A 23,613-nucleotide genomic window follows, 5' to 3' on the forward strand; every position below is an offset into this window, starting at 1 on the left:
TGGCGAGAAACGGCATGTTCCTACTTGTTTTCTCAACTTTTATATATTAACATGCCTCTCGCTAAATTGCAAGACCTTATTCAATTTAAATTTCAATTTCAGCGACTTTTCTCAATATACTGATTGGTACTAAGATAACGACTAAGAAAATAAAGCCAGTTTGCAACCAGAATATTGCCATATCCATCAATCCGTGAAATAAAACAATTACAATAAAACTTGTTATTAATCCTATCTCTGAACGAATCGTACGATCATTTATGACAGACAACGTTTCTCTGAGATATCCGGAAAAACTCACACATATAAGCATTAGCCCATACAAGCCAAAGTTTGCTAAAGTATCAATCAATAATTGGTGTGCATGCATTTTACCTTCATCAACAAAAAGATAGTAATAATTAACGTAACTCATGGCTCCTCGACCAATAAGTGGATTGGTTAAGAATATACGCCAACCCGTATCCCAAATAATAAATCGATCTTCAAATGCATAAGCTAACGTCGTTAATCTTGGTAAAATTTCAGGATTAAACAATAATAAAACTAAACCAACAGCACTCACAACCATTGCAATCAAAGCATATTTACGATTTAAAAAGAAAACTAACCAGACAATCGCTACAACAATTGTTGGAAGTAACCAACGCGAAGCTGTTAAGATAATGCTAACCGTATTCAATAAAAATACTAATAATGACATTAGCTTCGTATGTTTAAAATTACTTCTTTTAAATAAGTAGATTGCAATCGTTATAGCAAAAACGCAATATAAGCCATAATAATTTGCATTAAAGAATGTCGCTTCCGCTCTTGTTTGTATATTATGGTATTTAAAAATATAAAACATATCGTAACCGTGAGTATAAGCATAATTCAAGTACTGATAAAGTGCCATGATTGCTAGCGGTATACTACCCCAACAGAATATCTTTAATAATAAAACATACAATTCAGCGTTTAACTTACGTCTATAATACACAAAGAACAGTGCGATAAGCGCGACGGCTACAGTAGCTAATACACCGATTAAATTACGGTTTATCGCAGATACTATTAACGAATAAACGATAAATATACCTACCCAACCTAACTCAGCAATTGTTTGTTTAAATTGTTTGCGGTCCAACCAAATAAAACTGCCTAAAATTACAATTAAAATAGGTGCACCAAAAAAAAACGGGAACAGGATTGCAATTGCAGCTGCAATAATCCCCAGAATCATCACATCATGCTCTGCTAAAAATTGTTTCAGAGCTTTTGTAGATGAGCCCATCATTGCCCCTCCTTATCAAAATACTTCTTAAGTATTAAATTCAAAAATTATCAGAAATAAATAGTTATTTACTTATCTTAGCATAATTTACATTTCTTCCCAATCATTAAGTTATATTTTCATTAAAACTTAATGAATAATAATAGTTTGCAAAATAATTAAGATTAGTATTTCATTCGGCAAATACTTGGAAAACAAGTCTCCTTTCGTTATAATAGAAAAGAATTCATTTTAGGAGGCGTACGTTTTGTCAGTAAAGCAAAAGTTAAGAAACTTGGTGCTCAGCTCAATACTAAGTATGAGCGTTCTTTCTGTTGGTGTAACAGCATCAGCACAGGTTGAAAATATCACAAAAATTCCAAACCTTTCAAAAGACATCCAAGAAATCACACAATATGAAGCAATCGAAACACCTGAAAACTATCCACAAGAGTTATTAGACTGGTATGCTTCAAATATTGATGCTCGTTCTTATGTTGTCGTTGATACCGAAACAAACAAAATTCTTGCTCAGCAAGAAGCAAATGTTCCTTATCCGATCGCCTCAATGTCTAAAGTTATGGCTATGTACATGGTCTATAAAGCAATTGACGAAGGTAAACTCGCTTTAGATACAAAAATCACTATTCCTCAAGAAATAGAAGATTACTTTTCTTTTAACCCTGAAATGTCAGCGGTTGGATTATATGCCGGCGAAGAATATAGCGTTGAGGACCTAATTCACGGTGTAATGTTTTTATCAGGTAATGATGCAACTTCAGCACTATTATGGGAAATTTATGGTAGCGAACAAGCAGCTGTTCAAGCAATTCGCGTACAATTAACAGATTGGGGCTTTACTAATTTTGAGTTCTATACTGTTTCTGGTATTCCAAACTTATATTTACCTGAAGAATTATGGATTGAAGGTTCAAACGAGAATAGCGAGAATAAAATGTCTGCTGCAGATGTAGCTTTAATGAGCCAATATGTCGTTGAAACATATCCAGCATTATTAGACATCACCTCTAAATACGAATATGTATTTGCAGAAGGTACAGAAAATGAACAAGTTTTCTACACAACAAATCTATTACTAGACGGTCAAGCATATGGTCGTGAAGGTATCACTGGTTTAAAATCTGGTATGACCGATGCAGCTGGTCGTAACTTTGTTTCAACTAGTACTGAAAATGGTCGCAAAGTTATTGCGGTTGTTATGGGCTTATTCGACCGTGAAGATGGCCTTGCAGTCACTACTTATTGGGAAACAGAAATTCTTCTAGATGCACTACTAGATTATCCTGATTTATATCAACTAGAGGGTCTAGCAAGCAACAAACACTTAACACGCGAAGAACGTGAAGCAGAATTAGCTAAATTATCTGAAGAAAACGCTCAAGCGGAATTAGCTGAACAAGGTATAGAATTAGAAAATCGTCGCGATTCACCAGTTACTAATTTTATGCGTAATTTATTCAATATATTCCAATAACATTAAAATCTCAAGATTGTCGTATTCATTTACGACAATCTTTTTTTATGTTTTCGAAAACCCCTGGCTATGCCGGGGGTTCCGGAGAGCTTCCAGCGTGGGGACAAAAACACCTCCTTTTATGCTAGAATATGGCTGGTTTCCCGACCGCCACATTCATGTTAAAAGGAGGTAGTCCCATGCAGGACAAGAGTAGTTTAGCACATACAAGATGGAGATGTAAGTATCACATTGTTTTCGCACCGAAATACAGAAGACAAATTATTTACGGTAAGTATCGACAAAGCATTGGTCAGATAATCAGAGAACTTTGTGAGCGTAAAGGCGTTGAGATTCACGAAGCTAATGCTTGTCGCGATCATATTCATCTCCTAGTCAGCATTCCACCCAAACTAAGTATCTCTCAATTTATGGGTTACTTAAAAGGGAAGAGTAGCTTGATGATATTTGATCGCCATGCTAATTTGAAATATCGCTATGGTAATCGTAAATTTTGGTGTCGTGGATATTTTGTAGATACAGTGGGCAGAAATAAAGAGCAGATTCAGCAGTATATAAGAGATCAGTTAAACGATGACTACATGAGTGATCAATTGACACTGTTTGAGGAGTTCGATCCATTTACTGGAGCAAAAAACAAGAAAAAATAAAAGGATTCTTTAGAATCAGCGCGTGAGTGTGGTGCAGAAGGAGACCTTTTCAGTAGGCCTTTTAGGCCAAGGCCGGCAACAGAGGCTTCCAGCCGAAGAGCAAACCACCAGTTCACACTGGTGGTTTTGATTATGCTTTCACCAAATATTTCATTAAAATTATACAGCCTAATTTTTTAATCCTTTTAAGAAAGCCTTGATTAAGTTTGTGACCTTTAAATTCAATTTAGAAGTTTTAACTTGGTAACACAGCATCACATTTATTGAAATACTAAGAGCACTTCAACGAATTGTTTTCCCAAGCGGCATAATGGGCACTCTACACAACTTGCTCTAACTACGAGCAAAGCGATGTAGACAGAACATAGCCAATTGAGCTGGAAAAGCACGAAATTCCAATGAGGCTACAAAAGCGGCTGCAACCTTTGATAAACAATAAGCTACGCGAAGAATCCCCGTTACCTCAAAATAAAAATCCCGCCTCGTTAGGAGTGCGGGATTTTAGGTTATATTGCAAAAAAATAGTGCTAATGATTGATCACCAGCACTATTTTACAAGTTTATAATTTAATTAAGCTTCAAGCGGACGGCTTTTTCTATCAATATCAGCCGTTAACTTCTCAACAAAGTCAGCATAAGCTAAACTTTCTGATTTACTTGAGCCATATGGACGAATATTAACTGTGCCATTCTCAACTTCTTCATCACCAATAACAATTTGGTAAGGAACTTTTGAAGTTTGAGCTTGACGAATTTTATAGCCTAATTTTTCATTACGCAAGTCCATTTCAACACGGTAACCTTTAGCTTTAAGATCATGGTAAATCTCTTCTACTTTGTCACCATGTGCATCTAAGTTAACAGGTAATAAAACAGCTTGAACTGGTGCTAACCAAGTTGGGAATGCCCCTTTGTACTCTTCGATTAAGTAAGCCACAAAACGTTCCATAGTAGAAACAACACCACGGTGGATAACAACTGGACGGTGGTTGTCTAAACCATCTTCACCCATATATGTTAAGTCAAAACGCTCTGGTAACAAGAAGTCTAATTGTACAGTCGACATTGTTTCTTCTAAGCCGACCGCTGTTTTAAATTGAACATCTAGTTTTGGTCCGTAGAATGCTGCTTCACCAATTGCTTCGAAGTATTCTAACCCTAATTCATCCATCGCTTCTTTTAACATCGCTTGTGCTTTTTCCCACATTGCGTCGTCATCGAAGTATTTTTCCTTATCTTCAGGATCACGGTAGCTTAGACGGAAACGATAATCTGTAATATTAAAGTCATCATAAACATCCGCAATTAATTTCAAGACACGCTTAAACTCATCTTTAATTTGATCTGGACGAACAAAAATATGCGCATCATTTAAAGTCATTTCACGTACACGTTGTAAACCAGACAAAGCACCTGATTTTTCATAACGGTGCATCATACCTAATTCAGCAATACGGATTGGTAATTCACGGTATGAGTGAACATCATTTTTATAAATTAACATATGGTGTGGACAGTTCATTGGACGTAAGACTAACATTTCACCATCGCCCATATCCATTGGCGGGAACATATCTTCTTGATAATGAGCCCAATGTCCTGATGTTTTATATAAATCAGTTTTAGCCATAATCGGTGTATAAACATGATCATAGCCTAAGCCAATTTCTTTATCCATAATGTAACGCTCAATCGCAGTACGGATTGTTGCACCTTTTGGTAACCAGAATGGTAAACCAGAACCCGCTTCTTGAGAAATCATGAATAAACCTAATTCCTTACCTAATTTACGATGGTCTCTTTCTTTGGCTTCTTCACGCAAACGTAAGAACTCATCTAAGTCCGCTTGTTTGAAGAAAGCTGTCCCATAAACACGTTGCATCATTTTATTATCTGAATTACCACGCCAGTATGCACCTGCTAAAGATAGTAATTTAAAGATTTTAATTTTACCTGTTGAAGGCACGTGAATTCCACGACATAAATCAACAAAATCTTCTTGTTGGTAAACAGTGATAATATCGTCTTCTGGTAAAGCTTCGATTAATTCTACTTTATAAGGATCTTGAGCAAAAATTTCTAACGCTTCGGCACGAGAAACTTCACGTCGCTCAATCGGATAATTTTGAGAAATAATTTTCTTCATTTCTTTCTCAATTTTCGGTAAATCTTCTTCTGAAATTTGTTCTTCTTTATCAGTATCATAATAGAAGCCTGAATCAATCGCAGGTCCAACCCCAAAATGAATTCCTGGATATAAGCGTGTTAAAGCATGTGCTAATAAGTGTGCAGTTGAATGACGCACAATTTGTAATGCATCTTCACTAGCTTCTGTAATGATTTCAATTGAACCATCACTTTCTAAAGGTCGGTTATAATCTACTAATTCGCCATTAAATTTCCCAGCTAAACCAGCTTTCCCCAGAGACTTACTAATCCCTTGTGCAACAGCTTCTGTTGTAATTCCCTTATCATATTCTCTTTGATTTCCATCAGGAAATGTTAACATAATTTTTTCCAAAATAGTTCCCCCTATAACATCAATTTAAAATTTTCAACCTACTGACCACATAAGGACAAAAAAAGCCCCACTATCTATAAATAGATAATGGGACGTGAAATTTTATAAACGTGGTTCCACCCAAAATTCGTCAGAAATATCTTATATTTCTAACCTCGGCTGATTTAACGCATCAGTCAACGGTCATCTTTAATCGTTAAAAAACTTTCCAAATGACATAATGTGAAGTGGTCATAATAATCCTTTGTAAGACGTCGCAGCCCCCGTCTCTCTCTTTAACAAAAACTAATTAATATGGTGTCTTCACTTACTTATTTTTCGTATAAATTAGTTATAACATGATTTTCATGAAATAACAAGTACATTTGATTTTTATCGACGTCTACCAAATTGAATCATACGATATAATGTTGCCAGTGTGATAAGAATACCTAAAATCATCGGAAAAGCTAAAATTGTCTGCTTTTCTTTAAAATAATAGCTCAGTAACACAATAATTTGTACGATTAAGGCAATCACCAAATGTACGATAATAAAACGCTTCTCTTTTAAAAAATCTTCACTACCTCTAGGAGTCAATGCAACTCCTCCTTTCTATAAGCAACTTTCAATCCTTAAGCTTTATGACGACGATTTGCACCATCAAAATGGATTTCTTTCGCTAAAAAGTGAACGCGTTCCATGATTCGTCCAGCTTTCACTGCTTCAACACCGTCTCGTGTCTGAGCCAAATGGCTTTCAAGTTCTCTAAGATTGAAATTCGAAGTGAAAAACGTTGCGAGTGATTCTTTCATACGATATTCCAGAATAACGGTTAATACTTCATCTCGCAACCAAGCAGAGTTAGCTTCGGCTCCAATATCATCCAACATCAACACTGGTACTTTCTTGATTGTATTCAGCGTTTCATGCGTCGTATTCTGACTAATTGTATTCTTAATCTCAGCAGAAAATGTCGGATAATGTAACATCGTTACAGCCACATTTTTTCTTACTAATTCATTAGCTAAAGCACCTAACAAGAATGTTTTTCCAACTCCAAAAGGTCCTGAAATATAGAGCCCTTTTGCCGCTAATGGATTTTCTTGATATGCTTCAATAAATTTGATCACTTCTGTCATCAACGTTTGTCTAGCAGGTGATCCCGCCATATCAAAATCACTTAAACGAGCTCGACGAACATCAGCAGACATCATACGATTATCTAATAATGCTCGACGTTTACGTTTTTCAGTGTAATCTAAAAATTCTTGCGTTGGCACATACGTTATATCAATGTAGTTAATATTAATGAATAACTTTGGCGTAAACCCAGGATTTTGTCCTGGGTTACCACTTCTCATCGCTTTTACCTCAAGCATAAATTCATTTAATTTTGAAATACTGTTTGTGATCATTTCTTGAGAGACTTCTTCTTGATGTTGCTCGATAAATTCTTGAACAGCATCAAAAGCAAATATTTCTTTCACTGTTTCTTCTAAAAGTGCACCATGCCCCACTCTTTTAATCACATCAGTCATTATTTGACGCATTGTTTGCATTGCCATTCACATCCTCTCCAAGTAATTTACCTAAGCGAGCTCTAATCGCTTCTTCGTTTTCCGCTAAGTTATGATTAGCTTGAGAAGCTGTACCTTGATTATTTGGCATTTGAACATTTGCTTTTTCACTTGCCGCATTTTGCTCCTTATTCTTCATCCAATCTGGAATTATTTCTTCACGTTGATTGCGACGCTTATAAGGTTGATAATTCGTGCGTTGTTTCGCTTGCATCACTTGTTGTTTTTCTTTCATTTGCGCTTTATTTCTTGAATATTCGATAGCATGTCCAGTTGTTTTCAATGCATTCTGTTGCCACTCACTTGCTGTACGTTGTAAGTCACCTTTATAAACACTTTCTTTGCTTTCGATCACTAATAGGTAGTAAATTAAGAAGTTAATAATTTCAGGCGCTAAATTAGTTTTCGTCAGCAAATCTCTAACATAAAATTGTTCATTATCAGTGGCAAAACCACCTTTAGCGGCCTTTGTTTGTACTAAGAACGCATCATTAGGCATCTGCTCACATAGAACAACTAAATGAATATCTTTTTCCGTAAAATTAGGGAACTCTTGAATTAATTCTGCATGACGTTGTTTAATTTCAGCGTCAGTATAATCAAAAGGAAACGTTTTAAGGTCACGCGGGCTCGTGCTGTCATTGCCATTTTCTGATGATTTTGTCTCTGGTGTTGCTGCCATTTGTGGCGCACGTTTTTGAGCAAAGAACGTTTTTTTATCAGCAATTTCTTTAATTTTATCTAATTGAATTTGATCTGTTACATCATTGATTGCCAGTAAGACAACTTGCATCATTTGAACTTCATCCAATTCATAAGTCTTGCTAGTCGTTAATACATGTTCTTTTAATACTTGAGTTAATTGAGTATGCTCAACGCCTTCAGACATAATAAAACGTAAAAACTTCGCATAATCGAATTGTTCGTTAACAACCGACACCTCAGCATCAGAAGTTTGTTGCTTAAATTGACGCTCTAACAAAGAAGCTTCAATCACCTCTGTTGCATCTTGTTTCACATAATAGAATACATCTTGAAAACTAGACGTAATTTCCGTGTATTGGTCAGCATCAATTGTTTCTACCTGCCACATTCTTAGAAGTCGATAATAATCCTGATCACCAATTTGCTTAAACAAAGTAGTGCTCAGTAAAGGGTTGTTTAAAAACTGATGAATATCTAAAGGTTGCTGCAAGTCATATAAAAGGGTTTGATAACGCCAATCATCATGCGAACTGCGGTCACGATAAGTTCTTAATAAACCTACTGCTTCTAAACGTTGTCTAGCTTCATCACAAACCGATATACCCACATTCATAAATTGAATCAATTGAGCATGCAGAACTCGCTGACTTTGATTAGCTGTTTCTAACGGTTGGTTTAATAGCGTTAAGTACAAACTAATAGCCGTTGACCCTACAATTGGTTGATATAATTGCATCAAACTCTGCATCTGCAATGGAGCTAGACTATTCTGATGCTTAACCAGAAAAGGTTGCAATGGATTAATCTTCTGACTCATGTGCCTTATTCTCCAATCCATCAGAATCTAAAGGCGATTTTGATAATTGGTTTTCTGTCACTTCTTCATCAGTGTTTACTTCATCTGATGTCGTTAAACCCGCTTTCTTCATCGCTTCTAATTCTTTTAAGAACATCTCACGCGATTGAAATTCACGGTAAACACTTGCGAAGCGAATATAACTTACTTCGTCTAGTTCCATCAATAACGGCATCACAAATTCGCCAATTCGTTTCGTTTCGATTTCTTTATCCGTTACATCACGAATTGCATTCTCCACTTGATAGGCTAAGTTTTCCATTTGTTCGCGCGTAATAGGTCTTTTCTCAGCTGACCTTACAATACCGCGTAGTAACTTATTTCGATTAAATTCTTCACGCGTACCATCTCGTTTCACCACTAACAATGGTGATTTTTCAATACGCTCATATGTATTAAAACGGTAACTACAAGCTAAACATTCTCGTCTACGTCTGATTGCTGCGCCATCATCATATGGACGTGAATCAATTACTTTTGAATGTTGATGACCACATTTTGGACATTCCAATACCGTCGCCCCCTTCCAATATTTATCTTTATTTTATCATAGCTATTTAATTCTACAAACACCCTAACACATAAAGGTGAACTGTTTATTAATGAATATAGCGTTTCAATTGTTGACGCACTTGTTCTTGCGTTGCTTCGATACTCCCAGAATTATCGATAACGACATCCGCTATCATCTTTTTCTCTTCAATACTCATCTGAGAGGCAATGCGAGCTTTAGCTTCTTGCTCATTTAAAGAATCGCGTTTCATCAAGCGTTGTAATTGTATTTCTTCAGGTACGTATACAACCCAGACTTCATCAAAATCCTTCAAATCACTGGTTTCATATAATAGAGGTATGTCCATCACAATCAATGGTTTCCCTTGCTTACGATAGTTTTCACGCTTAGCTTCTGCGGTTTGAAAGATTAAGGGATGTAAGATGTTATTAAGTGCTTGACGTGCCACTTCATTATTAAAAATCAACTCGCCTAAAGCTGCTCGATTTAACGTCCCTTCATCCATTAAAATCTCTTCACCAAATTCAGAAACTAGTTTTTGTAAGCCTAAAGTTCCAGGTTCCACTACTTCACGCGCGATTAGGTCCATATCAATTACTGGAATTTCTAATTGCTTTAAATAACGTGCTACAGTGGATTTCCCTGTTGAAATACATCCTGTTAGTCCAATAATAAACATTTAATTCCTCCTAATCACTCGCTTAATCGTTGACAATTTGGACAATAGTGCGTCCCTCTTTGAGCAAACTGAATTTTATTAATCAGTGTGCCACAGTTTACACAAGGTAAATCCTGACGACCATAAACAGCTAATACTTGCTGAAATTTTCCTGCTTCACCTAAACTGTTTTTATAGGTTCTGATTGTAGAGCCCCCTGCTATCACAGCTTCAGATAAAACAGCCATTATCTCTTGATGTAGTATTTCAACTTGGGCATCATTCAATTGATTCGCAGGCATAGCTGGATGGATTTTAGCTCTAAATAAAGTTTCATCGACATAAATATTCCCTAAGCCGACCACTAACTTTTGTTCCAACAAAGCAGGTTTAATCGCCTTCTTAATCACTTTTAGCTGCTGACGAAATATTTCTAAATCAAACTCTTCAGCAATCGGTTCGGGCCCCAATTTTTTCTTTTCAAAATATAGCCTTAAATCATTTTGAGCAATACGTTCGATTCTCCCGAACTTTCGGACATCATGATAGTGCAATTGACTACCATCCTCAAAAAGAAAGCGCACATGAGTATGCTTAGCATTTTCAGGCAAAATACTTTCTTCATCAGGATAATAGATATATTTCCCTTCCATTCTTAAATGGGATATCAACAAACAGTCAGACAAATGAAAAATTAAATATTTTCCACGTCGTCCCAACTGCTTAATTGTCTGTCCTTCTAACTCATGCTGCCATTGGTCTAAGGACATATCTGTAGTAATAATTCGGGGCCATGTGACTAACACTTTAGCAATCGTTTTGTTGATAACTAATTGTTCAAGGCCTTTACGAACCGTTTCAACTTCTGGTAATTCTGGCAAATCATGCCCCCCTATCTTCTTAATCGCAATATAACTACTTCAATTCATACCAATCGTTACCACTATTATAATCTACTTTCAGAGGAATCGACAATTCCACTGCGTTTTCCATAATTTGTGGTACCAAAATTTCTAAACGTTCAATCTCTTCGGCAGGTGCTTCCAAGATCAACTCATCATGTACTTGTAAAAGAATACGCGCTTCTAATCCTTCTTCTTTTAAAGCGGCTTCTAATCGAACCATGGCGATTTTTAGTATATCTGCAGCTGTTCCTTGAATTGGTGAATTGATCGCTGTTCGCTCAGCAAATGAACGTATATTAAAGTTACTTGAATGTATATCTGGTAAATAACGACGACGATTAAATAGCGTGCTCACATAACCATCTTGCTTAGCCTGTGTTACAACATCTTTCATAAATTGCTCGATACCAGGATACTGTTCAAAGTAACGATCAATAAAGCTTTTGGCTTCTGGTCTTGAAATTCCTAAATTTTGAGATAAACCATAGTCACTTATTCCATAAACAATTCCAAAGTTCACCGCCTTGGCTTGACGACGATGATTGCTGTCTACTGCTTCGTCGGCTGGTAAATTAAATACACGTCGTGCAGTAGCCGCATGAATATCCTCGCCATCTTTAAAAGCTTGCATCATGTGCTCATCTTGACTGATATGTGCTAAGACACGTAATTCTATTTGAGAATAATCCGCACCGAATAGTTGCCAATTAGGTTTTGAAGGGACAAATGCTTGGCGTATTTTGCGACCTTCTTCAATTCTAATCGGAATGTTCTGAAGGTTTGGATCAGTACTACTTAGTCGACCCGTTTGCGTTAAAGTTTGAACAAAACGCGTATGGATTTTGCCGTCCCCTTTAATATAAGGTGGTAACCCTGCTAAATAAGTTCCTTGTAACTTAGATAAAGTTCGGTACTCAAGAATTTCATCAATAATTGGATGACTACCTTGCAATTTTTCTAAGACATCTGCTGCAGTACTATAGCCTGTTTTTGTCTTTTTAATAACAGGAAGATTTAATTTTTCAAATAAGATAACACCTAATTGTTTAGGCGAATTTACATTGAACTCTTCTCCAGCATGTTCATGGATACTAGTTTCCATTTGAGCTAAAAGCTTAATCATCTTCTCATTACGAACTTCAAGCACTTCACGGTTGACCGCAATTCCACGAATTTCCATATCCGCTAAAATAATTGCTAATGGCATTTCGATTTCTTGGAATAACTCTAACATATGTAGCTCTGATAATTTTTCTTTTAATGGTTCCTCTAACGCTACCATAGTAATGATTTTATTTGCCAAGTGTTGGTTAAAGACTGCTTTATCTTCAGGAACAGCTTTCTTTGCACCTTTACCATAAACAGCCTCATCATATAAAACGATACTTGGTACATCGACTATGCGCACAATATCTGTCAATTCTTGCGCATTATGAACATCAATTAAATAAGTCGCGATCAGAGTATCAAAGCTAATACCGTTGAATTCAGCTCCACGATTCGCAGCAATAACACGCTCTCGTTTACTATCAAGCGTTACTTTTTCATGATCCTTTGAAGATAGCCAATCCTTAAACAGCTCACTATTATACGCGACTTCTTCGCTGGTAATATAAACTTTTTGTTCTTTTATATCTGCCCAAGCAATTCCAACTACCTCACCAAAATGGTAGTTATCTTCTAACATTTCAGTATATAATACCGCTCTAGTAGGCAAATGTTCTGCTACAATTGCTTCTAAACATTCAATTTCGTATTGCGGTAATTGAGCAGCGGCTTCTTCATGACTACTCGTATCCGTCATTTCAGCCTGTAGAGCTTTTAAAGCTACGTTAAATTCCATTTGACGGTAAAATTCCATTAATTCATCGACGTTTCGTCCTTGGTAGACAGTGTCTTCTAATGTGATTTCTAACGGTGCATCATGCAGAATACGTGCTAAGTCTTTACTCATAAAAGCTTGTTCTCGGTCGTTAATAATGTTTTCTTTCATTTTTGATGCTTTTAATTCATCTAAGTTTTCATACATATTCTCGACAGAACCGAATTGATGTAATAACTTCAGCGCTGTTTTCTCACCAATACGCGTGATACCTGGATAATTATCCGAGCTATCGCCCATTAGGCCTTTCATGTCAATAATTTGCTCAGGAGTTAAGTCATATTTCTCACGAATAACTTCAGGTGTATAGCTTTCTAATTCACTAACTCCTTTGCGAGTGATATAAACAGTTACATGCTCAGCAGCCAATTGAGTTAAGTCCTTATCACCTGAAATGATAATAACTTCATCTTCTGGCTCAGATTGATAAGCCAATGTACCAATCACATCATCTGCTTCATAATTTAAAATATCATAATGAGTGATTCCATAAGCATCTAATAACACCCTGAAATATGGCATTTGTTCTTTAAATTCACTAGGTGTTTTTTGACGTCCACCTTTATATTCCTGATATTTAGCTGTTCTAAATGTTACTTCACTCTTATCAAATGCCACTAAAACGTGTGTAGGTTCAAACTGTTTTAAGACATCATCTAACATACGATTAAAGCTAAACAATGCATTCGTATGTAGACCTGCTTTATTTTTAAAGTTTTCAATATTAAGAATCGAATAGAAAGCTCTAAAAGCTAAACTACTACCGTCAATTAACATTATTTTACGTTTCGCCATAAACTCTCTCCTGTTCTTCTTGCCTGTTCTTCTTTAATGATACGAAAAGGCCAACGAGATATTAATTCTATCCTTCGTTGACCTGTAGACTTTTATAATTTGTTAGGTGTCAGTTGAGCATAAGATGCTTCAAATTGACGAGCAATTTGATCAATGTCTCCTGCTCCCATAAATAAGATAACTGCGTCTTGATATTTCATTAAAGGTGATAAGTGTTCACTTGAAATGATTTCAACATCATCTTTAATTAAATTAGCTAAATCTTGAATTGTAACCTCACCCTTAGCTTCACGAGCTGAATTAAAAATATCGACTAAATAGACTTCATCAGCTAAGTTTAATGATTCTGCAAATTCATTCAGTAACGCTACCGTACGACTAAACGTATGCGGTTGGAAAATTGCGATTACATCGCGATTTGGATATTTTTGTTTAGCTGCATCAATTGTAGCGCGAATTTCTGATGGGTGGTGCGCATAATCATCAATTAAAGTTAAATCATGTACTTGTTTAACGGAAAAACGACGTTTTACACCACCAAAAGTTGCTAGATGCTCTGCAATATCTTCAGCTTTAAAGCCCTCTAAGTACAATACCATAATAATCGATAAAGCATTTAGAATATTATGTTCTCCATAAGCTGGTAAATGGAAGCGTCCGAATAACTCACCTTTAATGATCACATCAAAATCAGACCCGTCAATTGTACGTTCAATCGCTTTAGCATAAGCGTCAAATTTTGGATTGAATCCATAATAGTAAACCGGAACATCGGCTTCTAGAGTTGGTAAATATTCATCCTCACCACAAGCAACAATTGCTTTCTTAGCTTGAAGTGCAAATGTTTGAAATGCATGAAAAACATCTTCAATCGAACGATAGTAATCCGGATGATCAAAATCGATATTGGTAATAATCGCATAGTCTGGTTTATAAGCTAGAAAATGACGACGATACTCACAAGCTTCTAATGCGAAGTAACTTGAAGATTCATCACCAAAACCAGTACCATCGCCAATTAAATAACTTAACGGCGCAAGGTTTTTCAATGTATGTGAAAGTAATCCAGTTGTTGATGTTTTCCCATGCGATCCTGTTACGGCAATACTTGTATATTGAGTAATTAAGTCGCCAATAAAATCATGGTAACGATGAATCGGTAAGCCTAATTCTTGTGCGCGGACAAGTTCTACGTGATCGTCTCCGAAAGCATTCCCTGCTATAATTGTTTGACCCGCCTTAATATTATCCGCATCAAACTCCAACATTGTAATGTTTTGGTTTTCTAATTCTTGTTGTGTAAAGAAATATTTGCCAATATCACTACCTTGCACTTGGTAACCTTCACCATGAAGAATCAAGGCCAAGGCACTCATCCCAGATCCTTTAATTCCGACAAAATGATAGGTCGTGTCTTTGTTTATCATTTAAATTGTTCCTCCTAATGTTCAAACAGTAAAAACGTATCTTTTGTTTTTACTAAACGTTTCGCAAGTTCCCTTATTTCTTCCACATCTTCATTGCGTCGCTCATTACCTTTATAAGGTTTAGGAAGTTCTGTCGGTTGAAAGACTGGCTGTGGCTTTTTATCCATGATTGTTTCGTGCTCATAGTTCGTCTTCTTAGATGTTTCATTAGTTTCTTGCTTATCTTCTTCTAAAATGGCTTCATTTTCAAATGCTGGTGACGTTTCAACTCTAATAGGTCGATTCGGTTTACTCGGTTGGTTCATCGGTTGTAATTGATGTTCTTGCATCGCATTTGCTAAAGAAGCTCGGTCAAGTTGTTTTCTTTGCTTATCCTGTCTTTTTAGAAAGGGTATTTGATAGTCATCCTGCGGTGTTGCACTTAAAGCTCGTTGATTACTAACTTGTGTTTGTTTCTGAGTTACCTGTTGAATTTGTTCAAGCACTTGTTCCTCAAAATTGCGTTGTTGACTGCCATCCTCTTCCATTTCCCCTTGATTAGCTCGTTGGTGTTTGCGAGGAGGAAATAACGTCTTTTCTTTTCCTTCTGAAAAACCAACAGTCTCATTACGTTCAGGATATAATTTTTTTCTTTCTTTTAGAGCAGGCTCAAAGCGAGTTTTATCAACTTCTCTTTGAGACATTTGATTAAAGCGACGTTTCTTTGTCGCATGAGATTGACTTGTTTTATTTTGATTAAAAACTGGTCCATCATATTCACTCATCTTTGAACCTCCTTCATTGATTAGATTGTTCAGTTACAAAGGTTTAGTAAGCAGCCACTACATCAGCTAAAGCTGTGCCCACTGAAAATTGTGGTCTTAATTCCCAAATTCCTGGTAAATCTTCCAGGTGAGCTAAACCCAATTCACGTGTTGAACAAATCATACCGAAACTTTCAACGCCACGTAACTCACCTGGCCAAATAATGGCTCCAGAAGGCATTACTGCGCCTGGTTTTGCAACTAGAACATGTTGTCCTTTTGCAATATTACGCGCACCACATACAATTTGTAACACTTCATCTTCACTTACGCGAGTTTGAGTAATGCTTAAGTGATCGCTGTCTTCATGTGCTTTACATTCTTCAACATAACCTACAACTAATTTAGGTGTGTTATCTACTTCAATTGCTAGATTGAAACCAGCAGCTTTAATTAATTCATTAACTTTAGTCACTTGCTCTTCTGTTAATAAAACCGGACCATTGTCACTAATTTCAAAAGATTCAGAGATATTAAAGATATTTACTGCTACCGTTTGATCATTTGTACGGTCATTAATTAAAGTAATATTTTGTTTAGATTCTGTCACGACGTGATCGTCTGAAATCGTTCCACTTGTCAACATTAAGACATCGCCTACTGCTTGTTTGTTATAAAAAGCTAACCACATTTGTTATATAGTCCTTCCTTGTGTTAAATAATTTATCTATAGCCTTACTATTCTACTACATTTATTAGCTATTTTGAAGAATAGTTTCTAAAGTTGTACGATCAAATGTCGTAACAATTTGTTTCACCATTTCGCGTGCTGCTTCATAATCCGAGATTCTGAATAATGTTTGGTGACCATGAATATAGCGACCCGCTACTCCTATGACAGCACTTGGGACTCCAGCATTCATGACATGAGCTGCACCAGCGTCAGTTCCACCCTTAGAAAAGAAGAATTGATATGGGATATCATTTGTTTCCGCAGTATCCAATAGATATTCGCGCATGCCTTTATGTGTAATGTGTCCAGGATCTTGAACTCTTAATAGGAAACCTTCTCCTAATTGACCAAATTCATCTTTCTTCCCTTCCGAATCATTAGCTGGCGAACAATCGACTGCTAAGAATACATCGGGTTGGAATTCATGAACAGCACCTTTAACGCCGCGTAAACCTACTTCTTCTTGGACAGTTGCGCCCGCAATTAAAGTAGATGCTAATCCTAAATCTTTAACCGCTTCAAGCGTTTCTAACATAACAGCACAACCATAACGGTTATCCCATGCCTTCGCAATGATATTCTTTTTATTCGCTGAATATACTGTTTCCGTTGCTGGTACGATTGAATCACCTGGTCTAACTCCATATTCTAATGCTTCTTCTTTAGATTCGAAACCTGCATCAAATAGGATATCTTCCACTTTTAAGCTTTTAGCACCATCTTGTCCTCTTAGTAAATGAGGGGCAACGGAACTAGAAATACATACATAGTCTCCTTTGCGTGTTTGAAGTGTATAACGTTGCGCTGATACGCTATAAGGATTCCAGCCTCCAATTGGCACGACACTTAACAGCCCATTCGCTGTAATTCGACTCACCATAAAACCAACTTCATCCATGTGAGCAGCTAACATAAGTTTAGGAGCCGAAGTGTCTTGGCTACGTTTAATCCCAAAAACATTACCTAATCCACTAATGTTGACTTCATCTACTAGCGGTGTCATTTGTTCTTTTAAATACTGGCGAACGCGCCCTTCATTACCAGAAATCCCTTGTAATTCCGTTAAGTCTTTAATTAATTTAAATGTTTTTTCTTCCATATACCTGTGACAGATTAAATCTGCCGCCTCCTTTTCAACAACAATATTCATCTGTATATCTACTCCATTTTTACACAAAGCCCTTGTAAAATCAATGTTTTGCTCTTTAAGATATCCTTCCATTCCTTTAAGTTTTTTTAATAATTATTGCTAACAAAGCTTTTGTATTATTTCACAGAGTGCCACGAATAATGGTACAATGAGTCTTACAAACCTGAGGATTCCTCGAACAAATCTGAGGCCCTTAAATTAAATTTAGCCGTTTTAACTTAATAACACAGCCATACTTTACGTAGATCAGCGACTTTTTTTCCAAAGCGGTATGAGGGGCAATCCATCGCTACTAATAGAATCGCTTGCGCTGATCTTGAGCGTAGCGAAGCAATCTGAGCCTAGCCGATTAATCTGGAAAAGCACAAACGTCACAATCATCAATAGAGCTTTAAAAGCGACCACCACCCTGGAAAACAATAAGCTGAGCGAAGTACAAAGCTTATTAAAAAAACATAAATTTTATAATTATAACAAAAAAGGAGTGTCGAGATGTTAAACAAACGACAAAACAACATAACAGGAGCATTACTTCTTACAACTGGTATTATATTAGGTGCTGCTGCCGTCATTTTTTATAAAGAAAACAAAACAGTTAATGCTGGTAAAACCTTAAATCAAGTACGTCAAATCTTTAAGGCACAAGGACCGATTGAAGGCTCATGGATTGATTATGAACCTGTTGCATACGAAGCTTATGATAGTAAGCCTCTAGTCTACATTGGTGGTATTAGCCGCATTGAACATAATAAAGTTGTAAACTATCAATTCGCATGTGATATTTACACTGGAGACATTCTAGACACATTTATTGCCTCAACCGATGACATAAAGTCACAATTATATTAATTTTTCTTTACAAAAAGGCTTGACCATAGCTTTTGACGTGATACAATATAGTTTCGTGAATAAATACGCTTAACTGTATTAAGATATGATGAAAGGAGCTCTATTATGGCTTTTAAGGAGAAAGAAGATTGGCAATTGCATCCGATTGGTGGAAACACCGGGCAAGCCTACATGGGTGTAAAAAGTAATGAGAAAGTCTTTCTCAAACGTAATACTTCTCCCTTTATCGCTGCTTTATCTGCTTCAGGTATCACTCCAAAGCTAAGATGGACACAGAGAACTTACTCTGGAGATATTTTAACTGCCCAAGATTGGACTGAAGGTGATCTGCTGACTAAAGAAAATATGGCAGATACAGAAGTTATCAAATTAATCAAAGATATCCATGATTCAACTTACTTATTGAACATGTTGAGATTCGTTGAAGGCAACGTGTGCCGACCACTTGATCTCATTGATTTATACTTCAATGATTTAGCACCGTCACTACAAAACCACCAATTCTTCAATCAAGTCATTCATGACTTAGAAGATTCAATCGATGATGACTTCTACTCAGTAGATTATGTTGTTTGTCATGGTGATTTAAACCACAACAACTTTTTAGTAGCAGCTGATGAACAACTATACCTAGTGGATTGGGATAATGTCCGCGTCGCTGATCCATTAAGTGATATCACCTTATTGTTAGTTCAGTACTTCCAACCAAGTGAATGGATGGATTGGTTTGAAGCTTATGATTTTACGGTAACTGACAGTTTTTATAAACGTGTTAGATGGTATAGCATCATCAACTGTTTATTCCTAATCAAACAATATTTCAACGAAAATCGTCATCATAAATTAAATGAAATTGTGTTATTGCTAAAGAGTATTTACGAGCAATAAGCACTAGTCACAACACAGACAAGGAGATAGTCTAACTATGCGTTTAAGACACAAGCCATGGGCTCAAGATAAATTAAATGAGTATCCTCATTTTGTCCCTCAAAAACCAGAAGAACTAGTAGGCAAATGGCAAACGCGTTTTGCAAAAGAACAGCCAATCCATCTAGAAGTTGGTTCTGGTAAAGGTCGTTTTATTGTAGAAATGGCCAAAGCTCACCCAAATATTAATTATATTAGTATGGAATTACAAACGAGTGTAGTTGTTTCAGTACTAGAATTACAAATCGAAGCTCAATTACCTAATTTACAAATCGTAAATGGTGATGGCCGTGATTTATCTCAATATTTCTCACCTGGTGAATTGGACCGTGTTTACTTAAACTTTAGTGACCCTTGGCCGAAAAAACGTCACGAGAAACGACGTCTAACTTCTCCAGACTTTCTACGTCAATACCAAGCAATCCTTAAACCTCAAGGAGAAATTCATTTTAAAACTGATAATCAAGGTTTGTTTGAATACTCACTTTCAAGCATGTCACAATATGGCATGTCATTTAAGCAAGTTTGGTTAGATTTACATACTTCTGATTATGAAGGTAACATTATGACAGAATACGAAGAAAAATTCTCTTCAAGAGGCTCTCGTATTTATCGTCTAGAAGCTAATTTTAAAACAGAATAAACAAAAACTCGCCGCTACATAAGTAGTTGCGAGTTTTTTTATTGATTTGCAATATGTTTTTCTTGGTAAATCCCTTCATTAATGACAAACTTCGCCGAAATGAAAGACCCTTTTTTCATAGACTCTCTTTCGAAATAAGCCAAATAAGAACCCGGTGTCAGAATCCCATTAAGAGCTAGAATATCCATACCACTGGTCCCAATCACCTGGTCAGCAAGCAAGACACAATTCGTCCCCATTACAAAATACGTCTTAAATTTACCTCGTTTAAACTTATAAAGTTGCGCTTGAGTCGCCAACTGCATACGTCCAATGTAATCATGCCTCTGAGCATCAGTGGTCAAATGCCAAACCATCGTATCTTTTTTTATGGCAGCTAGTTCCGCTTCAAGTGCGATTTTCTGCAAATTTGATAAATGAATACCATATACCATCACCGTTGAGCCTTCTTGCATACAATATTCAATGTATTTTTGTTTATCGACTACAAAAAGTACACCATCTCCTATTAAGTCAAAGAGTTGACGCGATTCAATATCATGATTGCCATAAGAATAAACTTTATCTTGATAGCTAATGTCAACATGTCCCACTCGATTAAACCCTTCTTTGCCCACATGAATAAACACTTCTAATGCTAAAGGATCATAATTAACATAAACCTCACGGTTTTGCTGCACAAATTGTTGAGCATCTAGTTCCTTATTTGTAAAATACTGATTAAATTTTTGAATCGTCGAATCAGGTAATAATAACGTGAACCAAATGGGTGCTGTAATTCTCCAACGTCTACTGCGGCCACTCCGATATGTTGCCTTATCAGAAAGTTCTCTTCCATCCATAATCGATGCTAATCCCAATAAAATGAAGTACCATCCGACACGATTTAGTGTACTGTTAATTGCTGTAGGTAAGATTAGGCTCGATAAGCCAAAGCCTAAATGAATAAGTGCTCTAATTAAGACATCTACTCTATTTCCAGCATCATCTTTTACCATTAAACTAAATGAAAATAAATTAATGAGCGCCATCAAGATTTGGTAGTAACCAATTGATTTAACTAAAAAAACTGTTGTAAAATCTTGTTCGAGTAGTAACCACGATGCCACCATCAAATGAGCCGAAGCAACAAACAATTGCATCATGATTTCTGTTAATCGTCGATTACTTCTTTGCCACATCACCACTTGAACAAATTTGGCACCACCATTTATATAGAGAAATGCAACAATCACCTGCGTAAAAAAGATAATTACCCACTCTTGAAAAACAAATAAAGACAGGCCAACAATAATCGCAATTAAGCCACGTAAAATTAAATTGAGATTCTCATAGCTCGCTCTCATTAAAGCGCCTCCTTTAATATTTTGTTAGTGTTTTCTTCAGTATAGTTCATTTTATGTGGGTTTCAAGCAATTAAATATTATGACAAACAAAATTCACAATTTCTCCTAATTTACACACAATACCCCCAAACTACTTTATCGATAGTCTGGGGGTATTCAGAATAACTTGTTTATTTTTTCTGTGCTAATAGTGTTTCAAATTCATTTAGACGATTTTCAAATACATCTAACGCTGCATCAATATAATCACTTTGAGTCATATCTAAACCTGCCGTTTTCATTGTATCAATTGCGTATTGGCTACTACCTGACTTTAAGAAACCAAGATATTTCTCTAACGCGCCCTCTTTACCAGCAAGAATCCAATTAGAAAAGGCAGTCGCCGCTGCAAATCCAGTCGCATATTGGAACACATAATAATTGTAATAGAAGTGCGGAATGCGTGTCCATTCTAGGGCAATTTCTGAATCAGAATTAACGGATGGTCCATAATATTTGGCATTCATTTCACGGTAATTATCTGATAAGAATTGCTGCGTTAATGGTTGGCCATTTGCATCTGATTCATACATAAAGTGTTCAAATTCAGCAAATTGTGTTTGACGGAACATTGTGCCTTTCAAACCATCCAAGAAATGGTTCAAAATGTATAAACGTACATGCGGTTCTTGATAAGTTTCTAATAAATAGTTCGTCAATAAGTTTTCATTTGTTGTTGAAGCAATTTCAGCTAAGAAAATTGAATAATCTCCGTATGCATATTCTTGATGTTTATGCGTTAAGTAACTATGCGCACTATGACCAAGTTCATGAACTAATGTATATAACCAATTGATGTTATCTTGCCAATTCATTAAAATATATGGTTTACTATCGTAAGTTCCTGAAGAGTAAGCTCCACTGCGTTTTCCTTTATTTTCAAACAAATCAATCCAACGTTCATCAAAAGCTTCTTGCATAATTGACACATAATCGTCACCCAGCGGTGCTAGAGCTTTCAATGTGATTTCTTTTGCTTCTTCATAATTAAATTTAATCGGTGCATCACCTAACAAAGGTGTATACATGTCGTACATTTCTAAGTTATCTACCTTTAATAATTCTTTTCTTAACGCAACATAACGATGCAATAAACTTAAGCGGTTCTCTACTGTTGATAATAATGTATCATACACTGATTCAGGAATGTTATTTCTGAATAGAGCCGCTTCTCTTGCTGAGTTAAAACGGCGCACTTTAGCTTTATAATTATTCGTTTTAATTTGTGTGCTTAATACTGAAGCCATCGTGTTTTTAAATTGATCATAAACACTATAGAAGGCTTTAAATGTATCTTGTCGTACACGACGATCTGAACTTTCTAACATTTTTCCATACAAGCTGTGCGTTAGTTGAATTTGTTGACCATTCTCGTCTTCAATTGCTGGAAAGACTAAATCAGCATTATTTAACAAACCAAACGTTTTATTAGCACCATCAAAAACTTCACTGGCTTGCGCTAATAATAGCTCTTCTTCTTGAGATAATACATGGGCGCGAAAACGTGTTTTATCTTCTAACATTTGACGATAAAAAGCTAAACTATCATTTTCTTCAATCCATTTTGATAATGTTTCTTCCGGTATAGCTAACAATTCTGGTTCAAAGAAAGCAACAGTTTGAGCATACTGACTATATAATTGCATAGCTCTCGCATCAAGTGTTTGATAAGTTGTATTATTCTGGTCTTGATCATTTTTCATCGATGCATACACATAGATTTTTTCTAAGGATCTTTGTGTATCGAGTAACACTTCAATTGCTCCCGTTAATTGCTCAGGGCTTTCACTTAAGCTACCTTGTACTGCAGCTAATTTTGGAAGTTTTTCTTGCAATTCAGTAAGTTCTTGTTCCCAAGCAGCATCGTCCGCAAACATTGCCGTTAAATCCCATGTGTATGCTTCTTCTACTTGGTCACGCGTTTTAATTTGTTGAGTTGTCATTACCTAACTCCTCCTAAG

At 36.2% G+C, this 23,613-nt stretch carries 20 protein-coding genes; 5 read left to right on the forward strand and 15 right to left on the reverse strand.

Annotated features, from left to right (window positions below; genetic code table 11):
* Positions 1-85: 85 nt before the first annotated feature.
* Positions 86-1,276 (reverse strand): O-antigen ligase family protein, encoded by a 1,191-nt coding sequence (locus GF867_RS08345; protein ID WP_172972616.1) that lies wholly within the window; start codon positions 1,274-1,276, stop codon positions 86-88.
* A gap of 247 nt (positions 1,277-1,523) precedes the next feature.
* Here GF867_RS08345 and GF867_RS08350 point away from each other — a divergent pair, with 247 nt between their 5' ends.
* Both GF867_RS08350 and tnpA read left to right on the forward strand, forming a co-directional pair.
* A complete protein-coding gene (locus tag GF867_RS08350) occupies positions 1,524-2,750 on the forward strand; it encodes a D-alanyl-D-alanine carboxypeptidase family protein (RefSeq protein ID WP_253940786.1) in 1,227 nt (408 codons plus the stop codon).
* A gap of 179 nt (positions 2,751-2,929) precedes the next feature.
* Positions 2,930-3,400, forward strand: coding sequence for an IS200/IS605 family transposase (gene tnpA / locus GF867_RS08355; protein WP_153832653.1), 471 nt, complete (start codon positions 2,930-2,932; stop codon positions 3,398-3,400).
* A 571-nt stretch (positions 3,401-3,971) separates the two neighbouring features.
* Here the strand turns inward: tnpA and thrS are convergent.
* From thrS to pepA, 12 genes are all read right to left on the reverse strand, one after another.
* Complete coding sequence (thrS, locus tag GF867_RS08360; protein ID WP_153832711.1) at positions 3,972-5,909, reverse strand: threonine--tRNA ligase; 1,938 nt, start codon at positions 5,907-5,909, stop codon at positions 3,972-3,974.
* Positions 5,910-6,293: 384 nt separating this feature from the next.
* The gene (locus GF867_RS08365) at positions 6,294-6,500 is read right to left on the reverse strand and encodes a hypothetical protein (RefSeq protein WP_153832654.1); all 207 of its coding nucleotides are present in this window, start codon (positions 6,498-6,500) and stop codon (positions 6,294-6,296) included.
* Positions 6,501-6,535: 35 nt separating this feature from the next.
* Positions 6,536-7,468: a primosomal protein DnaI gene (dnaI, locus tag GF867_RS08370; protein WP_253940787.1), complete on the reverse strand. Its 933-nt coding sequence runs from the start codon at positions 7,466-7,468 to the stop codon at positions 6,536-6,538.
* Positions 7,434-9,002, reverse strand: a complete 1,569-nt coding sequence (locus tag GF867_RS08375) for a DnaD domain protein (RefSeq protein ID WP_172973991.1) — start codon at positions 9,000-9,002, stop codon at positions 7,434-7,436. Before GF867_RS08375 ends, dnaI begins: the two co-directional genes overlap by 35 nt.
* Positions 8,986-9,552: a transcriptional regulator NrdR gene (nrdR, locus tag GF867_RS08380; RefSeq protein WP_153832656.1), complete on the reverse strand. Its 567-nt coding sequence runs from the start codon at positions 9,550-9,552 to the stop codon at positions 8,986-8,988. The genes GF867_RS08375 and nrdR overlap by 17 nt, the downstream gene beginning before the upstream one ends.
* An 88-nt stretch (positions 9,553-9,640) precedes the next feature.
* Positions 9,641-10,234, reverse strand: a complete 594-nt coding sequence (coaE, locus tag GF867_RS08385) for a dephospho-CoA kinase (RefSeq protein ID WP_153832657.1) — start codon at positions 10,232-10,234, stop codon at positions 9,641-9,643.
* Positions 10,235-10,248: 14 nt separating this feature from the next.
* Positions 10,249-11,094, reverse strand: coding sequence for a DNA-formamidopyrimidine glycosylase (mutM, locus tag GF867_RS08390; protein ID WP_153832658.1), 846 nt, complete (start codon positions 11,092-11,094; stop codon positions 10,249-10,251).
* 34 nt (positions 11,095-11,128) lie between these two features.
* Complete coding sequence (gene polA / locus GF867_RS08395) at positions 11,129-13,795, reverse strand: DNA polymerase I (protein WP_172973992.1); 2,667 nt, start codon at positions 13,793-13,795, stop codon at positions 11,129-11,131.
* A 92-nt stretch (positions 13,796-13,887) separates the two neighbouring features.
* A complete protein-coding gene (gene murC / locus GF867_RS08400) occupies positions 13,888-15,222 on the reverse strand; it encodes a UDP-N-acetylmuramate--L-alanine ligase (protein WP_153832659.1) in 1,335 nt (444 codons plus the stop codon).
* Between the two features lie 14 nt (positions 15,223-15,236).
* A complete protein-coding gene (locus tag GF867_RS08405) occupies positions 15,237-15,986 on the reverse strand; it encodes a hypothetical protein (RefSeq protein ID WP_153832660.1) in 750 nt (249 codons plus the stop codon).
* 43 nt (positions 15,987-16,029) lie between these two features.
* A complete protein-coding gene (ytpR, locus tag GF867_RS08410) occupies positions 16,030-16,656 on the reverse strand; it encodes a YtpR family tRNA-binding protein (protein WP_153832661.1) in 627 nt (208 codons plus the stop codon).
* 64 nt (positions 16,657-16,720) lie between these two features.
* Complete coding sequence (gene pepA / locus GF867_RS08415; protein ID WP_153832714.1) at positions 16,721-17,797, reverse strand: glutamyl aminopeptidase; 1,077 nt, start codon at positions 17,795-17,797, stop codon at positions 16,721-16,723.
* 543 nt (positions 17,798-18,340) lie between these two features.
* Between pepA and GF867_RS08420 the strand changes: the two genes are divergently transcribed.
* From GF867_RS08420 to trmB, 3 genes are all read left to right on the forward strand, one after another.
* Entirely contained in the window at positions 18,341-18,697 is a 357-nt protein-coding gene (locus GF867_RS08420) for a PepSY domain-containing protein (RefSeq protein ID WP_153832662.1), read from the forward strand.
* A gap of 105 nt (positions 18,698-18,802) precedes the next feature.
* On the forward strand, positions 18,803-19,585 hold the full coding sequence (locus GF867_RS08425) for a phosphotransferase family protein (RefSeq protein WP_153832663.1): 783 nt from the start codon (positions 18,803-18,805) through the stop codon (positions 19,583-19,585).
* 37 nt (positions 19,586-19,622) lie between these two features.
* The gene (gene trmB / locus GF867_RS08430; protein ID WP_153832664.1) at positions 19,623-20,267 is read left to right on the forward strand and encodes a tRNA (guanosine(46)-N7)-methyltransferase TrmB; all 645 of its coding nucleotides are present in this window, start codon (positions 19,623-19,625) and stop codon (positions 20,265-20,267) included.
* A gap of 38 nt (positions 20,268-20,305) precedes the next feature.
* Here the strand turns inward: trmB and GF867_RS08435 are convergent, their stop codons facing one another.
* The gene (locus tag GF867_RS08435) at positions 20,306-21,613 is read right to left on the reverse strand and encodes a hypothetical protein (RefSeq protein WP_153832665.1); all 1,308 of its coding nucleotides are present in this window, start codon (positions 21,611-21,613) and stop codon (positions 20,306-20,308) included.
* A gap of 170 nt (positions 21,614-21,783) precedes the next feature.
* Positions 21,784-23,595: an oligoendopeptidase F gene (pepF, locus tag GF867_RS08440; protein WP_153832666.1), complete on the reverse strand. Its 1,812-nt coding sequence runs from the start codon at positions 23,593-23,595 to the stop codon at positions 21,784-21,786.
* Between the last annotated feature and the right edge of the window lie 18 nt (positions 23,596-23,613).

The organism is Fundicoccus ignavus, assembly GCF_009659375.1.
Lineage (GTDB): Bacteria > Bacillota > Bacilli > Lactobacillales > Aerococcaceae > Fundicoccus > Fundicoccus ignavus.

Coding starts and splice junctions, on each gene's coding strand:
- GF867_RS08420 (WP_153832662.1), top strand. CDS start 18,341: ATGTTAAACAAACGACAAAACAACATAACAGGAGCATTACTTCTTACA.
- ytpR (WP_153832661.1), bottom strand. CDS start 16,656: ATGTGGTTAGCTTTTTATAACAAACAAGCAGTAGGCGATGTCTTAATG.
- trmB (WP_153832664.1), top strand. CDS start 19,623: ATGCGTTTAAGACACAAGCCATGGGCTCAAGATAAATTAAATGAGTAT.
- thrS (WP_153832711.1), bottom strand. CDS start 5,909: ATGTTAACATTTCCTGATGGAAATCAAAGAGAATATGATAAGGGAATT.
- tnpA (WP_153832653.1), top strand. CDS start 2,930: ATGCAGGACAAGAGTAGTTTAGCACATACAAGATGGAGATGTAAGTAT.
- GF867_RS08375 (WP_172973991.1), bottom strand. CDS start 9,002: ATGAGTCAGAAGATTAATCCATTGCAACCTTTTCTGGTTAAGCATCAG.
- GF867_RS08435 (WP_153832665.1), bottom strand. CDS start 21,613: ATGAGAGCGAGCTATGAGAATCTCAATTTAATTTTACGTGGCTTAATT.
- coaE (WP_153832657.1), bottom strand. CDS start 10,234: ATGTTTATTATTGGACTAACAGGATGTATTTCAACAGGGAAATCCACT.
- pepF (WP_153832666.1), bottom strand. CDS start 23,595: ATGACAACTCAACAAATTAAAACGCGTGACCAAGTAGAAGAAGCATAC.
- dnaI (WP_253940787.1), bottom strand. CDS start 7,468: ATGGCAATGCAAACAATGCGTCAAATAATGACTGATGTGATTAAAAGA.
- GF867_RS08345 (WP_172972616.1), bottom strand. CDS start 1,276: ATGGGCTCATCTACAAAAGCTCTGAAACAATTTTTAGCAGAGCATGAT.
- polA (WP_172973992.1), bottom strand. CDS start 13,795: ATGGCGAAACGTAAAATAATGTTAATTGACGGTAGTAGTTTAGCTTTT.
- murC (WP_153832659.1), bottom strand. CDS start 15,222: ATGATAAACAAAGACACGACCTATCATTTTGTCGGAATTAAAGGATCT.
- GF867_RS08425 (WP_153832663.1), top strand. CDS start 18,803: ATGGCTTTTAAGGAGAAAGAAGATTGGCAATTGCATCCGATTGGTGGA.
- GF867_RS08405 (WP_153832660.1), bottom strand. CDS start 15,986: ATGAGTGAATATGATGGACCAGTTTTTAATCAAAATAAAACAAGTCAA.
- pepA (WP_153832714.1), bottom strand. CDS start 17,797: ATGGAAGAAAAAACATTTAAATTAATTAAAGACTTAACGGAATTACAA.